This is a genomic window from Natronomonas sp. (assembly GCF_046710025.1).
In the GTDB taxonomy this organism is placed as follows: domain Archaea; phylum Halobacteriota; class Halobacteria; order Halobacteriales; family Haloarculaceae; genus Natronomonas.
Map to the genome: position 1 here is coordinate 1 of NZ_JBKEGK010000273.1, position 3,127 is coordinate 3,127.

The following is a 3,127-nucleotide window of genomic DNA, read 5'->3' on the forward strand; positions in this document are numbered from 1 at the left end:
GGCGAGTGGCGCCGCGTCAGGGACGCACTCGCCGGAATCGACGCGCCGACGACCGCCGACGGGCTCGGGATCGAGAACGAACAGTTCGTCCGGGCGATGACGAGCGCCCACGGGATACGGGACCGCTACACGATCTTGGGCGACGGCATCGACGAGGAAGCGGCGATCGAGGCAGCGACGACGACCGGCGTGCTCTGAGCGCGGCCCGTCGGCCTACAGCCCAGTCGGGTGGTCGACGAACGTCGTCTCGATCCCCCAATCGTCGACGAGTTCGTTGAGCCGCTGGACGCCAAACGTCTCCGTCGCGTAGTGGCCGGCGAGGAACACGTTCAGTCCGGCCGCTCGCGCCTCGTGGTAGGCCTTCTGTTTGCCCTCTCCAGTAACGAGTGCGTCGACTCCGGCGTCGGCCGCCTCGCGGATCCAGTCGGCCCCCGAGCCGGTCACGATCGCGATGTCCTCGATCGTCTCCGGGCCGAACTCGAGGGTCCGGACCGGCTGACCGCCGGTATCGAGCTCGGCGAGCCGATCGCGGAGCCCTTCGATCGACCACGGCGACGCCGGACGGGCGCGCTGACCGATCGTGACGCCGCCGTACTCGCCGAACGGTTCGCACCTCTCACAACCCAGAAACGACGCCAAGCCGGCAGCGTTACCGAGCCCGTCGTGGCCGTCAAGCGGGAGGTGAGAGACGTACAGAGCAACGCCGGCGTCGATACACGAGGCGATGCGGTCGTATTCGGGGCCGGTCACTCGGTCCAGGCCGCCCCACACGAACCCATGGTGAACGACGAGGACATCGGCCCCGGTGGCCGCCGCTTCTCGGACTGTCGGCTCTGCGCCGTCGACGGCGAACGCAGCGTGTTCGACGGATCCGTTGGCTGGCCCGACCTGAAGCCCGTTGGCGCTGGCGTCGACATCGGCGTACGCGTCGTGGTTGAGGCGGTCGTCCAGTCGGCCACTGAATTCGGAGAGGTCCATATCGGATCGTCCCGCGGCACCGTCTTGTATCCGACGACGACTCGATCCGACCGCGCGATTCGGCGCCGACCACCGCCCCCTCAGACTCACCCCTTCAGACCCCCACCTCGAACCCGCCCGCGATCACGCCGCGTCGGTGTTTGCCCGCCCGACCGTCGAGGTCTCCCCCTCGGGGTTGTGTACGGTCACGACGAACGACGTCGTCTCGACGGTCGTCACCGTCTCCGACTGCGCGCCGACAACGTCGATTCGAGCTGTCAGCTCGACGCCCGTCGTCCTTGAGGCTCCCGGTGCCAAGTCGCCGCCGAAGTCATCGAGGGTAACCGCGGAGCCGGTCGCAGTCAGGTCGAGACGATCGATCGTGATCGTCGCTGACCCATCCGTCCGCCCGAACTCGTCGCCCTCGACTGTCACGGCCCCATCGGCCGTCGAGGCATTGAACAGCACGTCGAACCCAGGCACACCGTCGAGGGCAGCCGAGATCGTCACTTCGACGGCCTTGACGCCGCCGCCGAAATCTGCCCACGCGAGTTCGAACGTCGGTGCGATCGTGACTGCGTCCAGTTCACCGTCGTTTCGCTCGACCCGGACATCGTCGGCAAGAAATCGGTCGTCCGCCTCGAGCGCGGCTGACGGCCGTGATCCGGCGTATCCGATTCCCAGTGCGGTCCCGGTCCCTGCCAGGACCGCGGCGGTTCGTTTCAGCGTCCTGCGGCGTCCGAGGGTCAGTTCGGGCATGGGCTACCCTGCCCCCATGATTGTACATAAATCCTCGTTGGCACCTACGAGGAAAGCTTATATCACGGCCTCGGGCGATAGTCCGGTATGAGCGAGACGGAATCCGATGACGGGAGGGCAGCTGATAGTGATGCAGGCGCGACAGATGGTAACGAAAGCGCGGCCGACGCCGATGAAAGCGTAGCTGACAGCGAACGCACGACCGATAGCGGCGAGGCGTCGACGACCGACTCGGACGCGGTACAGGGGAACGACGGCGTCGCCCCGGTCGGCGTCAAACTCGGCAGTACGAGAACCGTCATCGTCTATCCGTCGCCGGACGGCGAGGGAACCGAGGTCGTCCGGACGCTGACGTGTCTGGCGACCTACGAGGACGTGTTGACCGGCGACGAACGCGTCCTCTACGGCGAGGAGGCCGCAACCGAGTACCCCGACACGGTCGAGTTCATGCTCCGGTCGGGGCTACCGGAGGACGACGACAGCGCCGAGTCGGCGACGACCTTTTTTACGGAACTGCTGGCAGCCAACGACGTCCCCAAGGACAGCGCCGTCGTGTACGCGATCCCGACGATCGACAACGAAGCCGGGTTGGCGAATCTCGAGGCGGTCATCGAGGATAGTTCGATCGGCGGGGAGTTGGTCCGGAGCTATCCCGAATCTCTCTGTGGCTCGTTGCCGGCCTTCGAGGACGAACTGGGCGCGATCGACGACATCTTTGTGGCGGTCAACATGGGCTCGACTAACCTCGAGGTCTGTGCGTACCGCCGGGGCGAACAGCTCGTCCCGCTTTCGACGGGCTCGATCACCGGCAACGAAATCGACCGGCGAATCGCGAACTACGTCGAGGAAGAGACCCAGGGACGGGTCAACATCGACCTCACGACCGCCCGAGAATACAAGGAGCAACACGCCGACTTCGAGTCCTTCGAACCCTTTACCGACGTCATCCAACAGCCCGGCGGCGGCTCCCACGAGTTTACGATCGAGGACAGCGTGATGGACGCCTGCGACGAGTACATCGACGAGGTGGTCGACGAGGTCGCGAACGGCTTTCTCCCCGAACTCGCGAACAGCTACATGAAAGTGTACCAACTCGCTCTCGAAAAGCCGATCGTGCTGACGGGGGGGATGGCGTGTCTGCCGGGTGTCGTCGACGAGGTCGAAACGCGGCTAACCGAGGAGCTGAAACGCGATGTCACCGCGATCCGAGCCGAGCGTCCTGACCTCGCAGCCGCGGAGGGTGCCTACGAGATCGCTGGCTATCTCGCCTCGGATCTGTGATACAGCTCGCCTCAAGCTTTCAGCTACCCTCGAATCGCCGAGTCGCTTCGGGTGCCGAAACCGGCCGAGCCTACTTGTTGCGTTCCCCGGAACTATCGACGAAGAACGATGTCGAACCCTCTCAGGGAGC

At 65.4% G+C, this 3,127-nt stretch carries 3 protein-coding genes and 1 pseudogene; 2 read left to right on the forward strand and 2 right to left on the reverse strand.

What is annotated here, in order from left to right:
* Window positions 1-198: pseudogene (gene egsA, locus ACI944_RS13630) on the forward strand (NAD(P)-dependent glycerol-1-phosphate dehydrogenase); the annotation flags it as partial.
* Window positions 199-213: 15 nt separating this feature from the next.
* Here the strand turns inward: egsA and ACI944_RS13635 are convergent.
* Both ACI944_RS13635 and ACI944_RS13640 read right to left on the reverse strand, forming a co-directional pair.
* Complete coding sequence (locus ACI944_RS13635) at window positions 214-978, reverse strand: Nif3-like dinuclear metal center hexameric protein (protein ID WP_411719571.1); 765 nt, start codon at window positions 976-978, stop codon at window positions 214-216.
* A gap of 123 nt (window positions 979-1,101) precedes the next feature.
* The gene (locus ACI944_RS13640; RefSeq protein WP_411719572.1) at window positions 1,102-1,716 is read right to left on the reverse strand and encodes a hypothetical protein; all 615 of its coding nucleotides are present in this window, start codon (window positions 1,714-1,716) and stop codon (window positions 1,102-1,104) included.
* An 87-nt stretch (window positions 1,717-1,803) separates the two neighbouring features.
* Between ACI944_RS13640 and ACI944_RS13645 the strand changes: the two genes are divergently transcribed.
* The gene (locus ACI944_RS13645) at window positions 1,804-2,997 is read left to right on the forward strand and encodes a hypothetical protein (protein WP_411719573.1); all 1,194 of its coding nucleotides are present in this window, start codon (window positions 1,804-1,806) and stop codon (window positions 2,995-2,997) included.
* Window positions 2,998-3,127 lie beyond the last annotated feature (130 nt).

What these genes read in the sequence shown, in the direction of transcription:
- ACI944_RS13640 (WP_411719572.1), bottom strand. Translation starts at nt 1,716, where the DNA reads ATGCCCGAACTGACCCTCGGACGCCGCAGGACGCTGAAACGAACCGCC.
- ACI944_RS13635 (WP_411719571.1), bottom strand. Translation starts at nt 978, where the DNA reads ATGGACCTCTCCGAATTCAGTGGCCGACTGGACGACCGCCTCAACCAC.
- ACI944_RS13645 (WP_411719573.1), top strand. Translation starts at nt 1,804, where the DNA reads ATGAGCGAGACGGAATCCGATGACGGGAGGGCAGCTGATAGTGATGCA.